The sequence below is a fragment of the Neobacillus bataviensis LMG 21833 genome (assembly GCF_000307875.1).
Taxonomy (GTDB): Bacteria; Bacillota; Bacilli; order Bacillales; family Cytobacillaceae; genus Neobacillus; species Neobacillus bataviensis.
In genome coordinates this window covers 228,282-234,467 of the sequence record NZ_AJLS01000055.1, presented here as the reverse complement: position 1 = coordinate 234,467, position 6,186 = coordinate 228,282, and the positions used below count along the sequence as shown (strand labels likewise).

At 43.6% G+C, this 6,186-nt stretch carries 5 protein-coding genes; all 5 read left to right on the top strand.

All coding sequences use genetic code 11. From position 1 onward, the window contains the following. Nucleotides 1–171: 171 nt before the first annotated feature. Genes buk through BABA_RS09640 form a run of 5 tightly spaced genes read left to right on the top strand, consistent with a single transcriptional unit; the run spans nucleotide 172 to nucleotide 6,068 of the window. Complete coding sequence (gene buk, locus BABA_RS09660; RefSeq protein WP_420805988.1) at nucleotides 172–1,290, top strand: butyrate kinase; 1,119 nt, start codon at nucleotides 172–174, stop codon at nucleotides 1,288–1,290. A 22-nt stretch (nucleotides 1,291–1,312) separates the two neighbouring features. Beyond that, entirely contained in the window at nucleotides 1,313–2,734 is a 1,422-nt protein-coding gene (gene lpdA, locus BABA_RS09655) for a dihydrolipoyl dehydrogenase (RefSeq protein WP_007084986.1), read from the top strand. A 36-nt stretch (nucleotides 2,735–2,770) separates the two neighbouring features. Then, complete coding sequence (locus BABA_RS09650) at nucleotides 2,771–3,766, top strand: thiamine pyrophosphate-dependent dehydrogenase E1 component subunit alpha (protein WP_007084985.1); 996 nt, start codon at nucleotides 2,771–2,773, stop codon at nucleotides 3,764–3,766. A 12-nt stretch (nucleotides 3,767–3,778) separates the two neighbouring features. Then, nucleotides 3,779–4,762 carry an alpha-ketoacid dehydrogenase subunit beta gene (locus BABA_RS09645; RefSeq protein WP_007084984.1) on the top strand — a complete coding sequence of 328 codons (984 nt, stop codon included), beginning with the start codon at nucleotides 3,779–3,781 and terminating at the stop codon, nucleotides 4,760–4,762. Nucleotides 4,763–4,778: 16 nt separating this feature from the next. Next, nucleotides 4,779–6,068 (top strand): dihydrolipoamide acetyltransferase family protein, encoded by a 1,290-nt coding sequence (locus BABA_RS09640; protein WP_007084983.1) that lies wholly within the window; start codon nucleotides 4,779–4,781, stop codon nucleotides 6,066–6,068. Nucleotides 6,069–6,186: the final 118 nt, after the last annotated feature.

Below are 6,186 nucleotides of genomic sequence, written 5' to 3'. Positions count from 1 at the left end.
GGCATAAGACGAGCCGGCGAGAAGGTTGCTCTTTAACCTTCTTGACGGATTGGCTTATGACCCCGAGCCCCTAGGTGCTGAAGCTAGACAGATATCGATTTTCAATATTAGAACGGCAAAGCGCTGAATGGGAAATTCAGCGCGTTTGCCTTTAATTTACATGTTTTGTTAATGGAGGTCACTGCGTTGCCAGATAAAAAATATCGGATTCTCATCATCAACCCAGGCTCAACATCGACCAAGATTGGAATCTTCGATAATGAAATTTCCATTTTTGAAAAAACAATCCGCCATGAGGCTGAAGAAATCAATCAATTTTCAAATATAATTGATCAGTATGATTTTAGAAAAAACACTATTTTGGAAACACTGGATCGTGAAGGGATTAATATTTCTAAACTATCGGCTGTTTGTGGCCGCGGTGGATTGCTTCGTCCAATTGAAGGCGGAACATATGCCGTCAATGACTTAATGCTGAAGGATTTACGATCAGGTTTTTACGGACAGCATGCATCCAATCTTGGCGGGATCATTGCCCATGAAATTGCTAAAGGTCTCAATATCCCTTCTTTTATTGTCGACCCGGTCGTTGTTGATGAACTTGATCCAATTGCAAGGATCTCCGGCTTCTCCTTAATTAAAAGAAAGAGTATTTTCCATGCCTTAAACCAAAAAGCTGTCGCAAGAAGAGTGGCAATGGAAATGGGGAAAAAATACCGCGATTTAAATCTGATTGTGACCCATATGGGCGGCGGAATTACCGTTGGCGTTCATAAACATGGTAAAGTTATAGATGTCAACAATGGTCTGCACGGTGATGGGCCTTTTAGCCCTGAGCGCGCAGGAACTGTACCCGCAGGTGATTTAATAGCACTTTGTTTTTCAGGAGAACATTACCGAGAAGAAATCATGAAAAAGCTTGTTGGTCAAGGGGGCCTTGTTGGCTACCTGGGAACCAATGATGCCGTGAAAGTAGAACAGCGAATTGAAGCGGGGGATCAAGAGGCTAAGCTTGTATATGAGGCGATGGCTTATCAGGTGGCTAAGGAAATTGGGGCCGCGAGTGCTGTCCTTTCCGGCAGGGTGGATGCAATTATCCTCACAGGCGGACTGGCATATGGCAAAGGCTTCGTGAATTCAATTACCGATCGGATTAATTGGATTGCGGACGTCATTGTTCATCCCGGTGAAAATGAGCTGCAGGCATTAGCTGAGGGAGCCATTCGAGTCTTGCATGGTGAAGAAGAAGTAAAGGTGTATCCGGGAAATTTTACAACTGCAAAAATTTAAGGATTATGGGGAGGAAACACACGTGTCACAAGAATATGATTTAGTCATACTTGGCGGTGGAACAGGCGGCTATGTAGCTGCCATCCGCGCCTCGCAGCTTGGCTTAAAAACGGCAATTGTTGAAAAAGGAAAACTAGGCGGCACTTGTCTGCATAAAGGCTGTATTCCAAGTAAGGCACTGCTGAGAAGTGCAGAGGTGTTTGCCACAGCGAAACATAGTGAGGACTTCGGTGTAATTACGAGCGTTGTATCCTTGGATTTTGGTAAGGTACAAGAAAGAAAAAATAAAATAATTGACCAACTACATAAAGGTGTTCAACATTTGATGAAGCAGGGTAAGATTGATGTGTATGAAGGACTTGGCCGGATCCTTGGGCCATCTATCTTTTCACCAATGCCGGGAACCATCTCGGTTGAAATGAACAATGGGCAAGAAAATGAAATGCTAATTCCCAAAAATGTGATTGTTGCAACTGGTTCAAGACCAAGAACACTTCCTGGTCTCGAAATAGACGGTGATTACGTGATGTCTTCTGACGAGGCATTGCAGCTTGAAGCACTTCCAAGTTCGATTATTATTGTTGGCGGCGGCGTCATTGGCATCGAGTGGGCATCCATGCTCTCCGATTTCGGTGTAGAGGTTACGGTGATTGAATATGCTGATCGCATTATTCCAACGGAAGATAAGGAAATTTCAAAGGAAATGCAACGGTTGATGAAGAAAAAAGGTATTAAACTAGTAACAGGTGCAAAGGTTTTAGCCGAAACGCTTGTAAGGGATAACGGGGTTGCCATTTCTGCGGAGGTAAAAGGTGGCGTGAAAGAATATAAAGCTGATAAACTCCTTGTCTCTGTTGGTCGTCAGGCAAATACGGAAGGAATTGGACTTGAAAATACCGAAATCCAAGTGGAAAAAGGCTTTATTGCAACAAATGAATTTTTCCAAACGAAGGAATCACATATTTATGCCATTGGTGATGTGATTGGTGGTTTACAATTGGCCCATGTGGCATCACATGAAGGGATTGTAGCTGTCCAGCATATCGCTGGAAAAGATCCGTCACCATTTGATTATAATTTAGTATCTAGATGTATTTATAGTAATCCAGAGGTATCGAGTGTTGGGATTACTGAGGATCAGGCAAAAGAAAAAGGGCATAAGGTGAAGGTAGGTAAATTCTCGTTTAGGGCAATTGGTAAGGCCCTTGTTTTCGGCGAATCAGATGGATTTGTGAAAATTGTTGCCGATGAAGAGACCAATGATATTCTAGGGGTGCATATGATTGGCCCACACGTAACAGATATGATTACTGAGGCAGGACTTGCGATGGTTTTAGATGCGACACCGTGGGAAATGGCTCACACGATTCATCCACATCCAACTCTATCAGAAGCTATTGGTGAGGCTGCACTTGCAGTCGACGGAAAAGCGATTCATTCATAAAATTTTTCATTCGAACAAACGGGAGGTAAGAAATTGATGATAGAAAAGCGTCATGAAGCTTTAGGTCTAAGCGATGAAAAGGTATTGGAAATGTATGAAACGATGCTTTTGGCTCGCCGTATTGATGAGCGGATGTGGTTATTAAATCGTGCAGGGAAAATCCCGTTCGTTATTTCATGCCAAGGTCAAGAAGCAGCCCAGGTTGGCGCGGCTTTTGCGTTAGATAAGGAAAAGGATTACGTGCTGCCATATTATCGTGATATGGGGGTCGTGTTAACGTTTGGAATGACACCAAAGGAATTGATGCTTTCAGGTTTTGCCAAAGCAGAAGATCCAAATTCAGGCGGGCGGCAAATGCCTGGGCACTTTGGTCAAAAGAAAAATCGGATTGTCACTGGTTCCTCGCCGGTAACCACACAAGTTCCACATGCAGTAGGTGTTGCCCTGGCAGGAAAAATGGAGAGAAAAGATCTTGTTACCTTTGTAACCTTTGGTGAAGGTTCTTCTAATCAAGGGGATTTCCATGAGGGGGCGAACTTTGCCGGTGTTCACAAGCTCCCAGTCATTTTCATGTGTGAAAATAATAAATATGCTATTTCTGTCCCAATTGAAAAACAATTAGGCTGCGAAAAAGTTTCGGATCGAGCAATTGGCTATGGAATGCCAGGGGTTACTGTTGATGGTAATGACCCACTTGAAGTCTATAAAGCTGTCAAGGAAGCTGCAGACCGTGGCCGCCGTGGTGAGGGTGCAACATTGATCGAAACAGTTTCCTACCGTCTGACACCGCATTCTTCTGATGATGATGACCGTTCATACCGGGCACCTGATGAAGTAGCCAAAGCCAAAACACAAGATCCGATTATCACCTTTGGCGCTTATTTAAAAGAAACAGGTGTCATGAATGATGAGTTGGAAGTAGAAATCAATGACCGCGTAATGAAATTGGTCAACGAGGCCACTGATTATGCAGAAAATGCTCCGTATGCAGCACCAGAGGATGCATTGAAATATGTTTATGGGAACATGTAAGGGGGACGGAACATGGCAATAATTTCTTATATTGACGCAGTAACAATGGCCATTCGAGAAGAAATGGAACGGGATCCAAAGGTGTTTGTTCTTGGTGAAGATGTTGGTGTTAAAGGCGGCGTATTTAAAGCGACTCAAGGCTTGTATGAGCAATTTGGCGAAGAAAGAGTCATTGATACACCACTTGCCGAATCCGCGATTGCGGGGGTAGGAATCGGTGCCGCGATGTACGGCATGCGTCCGATTGCCGAAATGCAATTTGCTGATTTTATCATGCCGGCAGTCAATCAAATTATTTCGGAAGCGGCAAAAATTCGCTACCGGTCAAATAACGACTGGAGCTGTCCAATGGTTATTCGGGCGCCATACGGCGGCGGGGTGCATGGTGCGCTTTATCATTCCCAATCGGTTGAAGCGGTATTTGCAAACCAGCCTGGATTGAAAATTGTTATGCCTTCCACTCCCTATGATGTAAAAGGGCTATTGAAGGCAGCGATTCGTGATAATGATCCTGTGCTATTTTTTGAACATAAACGTGCCTATCGCTTAATTAAAGGCGAAGTGCCTACAGAAGATTATACATTACCGATCGGCAAAGCCGATGTAAAGCGTGAAGGTGATGACATCACCGTTATCACGTATGGACTTTGTGTTCATTTTGCCCTTCAAGCAGCAGAAAAATTAGCGAAGGATGGAATCTCAGCGCATATTCTTGATTTACGTACGGTTTACCCACTTGATCAAGAAGCCATCATTGAGGCTGCATCTAAGACAGGTAAAGTGCTGCTTGTAACAGAGGACACAAAGGAAGGCAGCATTATGAGTGAAGTATCAGCGATTATTGCAGAACATTGTTTATTTGACTTGGATGCGCCAATTAAGCGTCTGGCTGGCCCTGATGTTCCGGCAATGCCATATGCACCAACAATGGAAAAATTCTTTATGATAAACCCTGAAAAGGTCGAAAAAGCAATGCGCGAGCTTGCTGAGTATTGATAGGAGGTATGGATTAGTGGCAGTTGAACAAATTAAAATGCCTCAGTTAGGGGAAAGTGTAACCGAAGGCACCATCAGTAAATGGTTAGTATCTGTCGGTGATAAAGTAAATAAATATGACCCCCTTGCTGAGGTAATGACGGATAAAGTGAACGCAGAAGTCCCATCTTCCTTTACAGGTGTGATTAAAGAGCTAATTGCTGGTGAAGGTGATACATTAGCGGTTGGGGAAATTATTTGTACAATTGAAATTGATGGCGGTAATGCTGAGGAACCTTTAGCTACTGGCAGCAAACAAACGGAAACATCGGGTGAGGGTGCAGTGGCAGTCCAGGTAGATCAAGGCAACAAGGCTCGTTATTCACCTGCTGTGCTTAAAATTTCTCAAGAGCATGGCATTGATTTAACACAGGTGTCAGGCACCGGTGCAGGCGGCCGAATAACAAGAAAAGACTTGCTGAAAGTAATAGAATCAGGAAATATTCCTGTTGCGGGGCAAAAGGTGGAAGCACCAAAAGCTTCTGAAGCATTACCGGCTTCCAAACAAGAAGTGGCGCAGTCTGTTTCTACACCAGCACCTTCAGTCAACATTCCAGTTGCAACTGGTGATATTGAGATTCCGGTTACCGGAGTACGAAAAGCTATTGCGGCTAACATGCTGCGTAGCAAGCATGAGGCTCCTCACGCATGGACAATGATAGAAGTGGATGCAACGAACTTGGTGGAATATCGAAACTCTCTTAAAGATGAGTTCAAGAAAAAGGAAGGCTTTAATTTAACTTTCTTTGCTTTCTTTGTGAAAGCTGTTGCCCAGGCTTTAAAAGAATTTCCGCAGATTAATTCGATGTGGGCTGGAGAAAAAATTATTCAAAAGAAGGATATCAATATTTCAATCGCGGTTGCAACCGATGATGCTCTATTTGTCCCAGTCATAAAGAATGCGGATGAAAAGACGATTAAGGGAATTGCCCGCGAAATATCTGAGCTTGCCGTGAAAGTGAGAACAGGGAAGCTGAAGTCTGATGATATGCAGGGCGGAACATTCACCGTGAACAATACAGGCTCTTTCGGCTCTGTTCAATCAATGGGAATCATCAATTACCCGCAGGCAGCGATTCTCCAAGTGGAATCCATCGTTAAGCGTCCAGTGGTGGTGAATAATGGCATGATTGCTGTTCGCGACATGGTGAATCTATGTATGTCACTTGATCACAGAGTCCTAGACGGGCTTGTTAGCGGTCGCTTCTTACAGCGTGTGAAAGAAATCCTAGAAAACACATCAAAATCAACAACCTCGATTTATTAAAAAACAACCGCTGCATCCGGTGCAGCGGTTGTTTTGTTAAATTGATTGCTAGTCTTATGTAAATACCATAAAATAGTATTTAGTAGAATTAATTGAATTTTAATTCAATTAGGCAAGT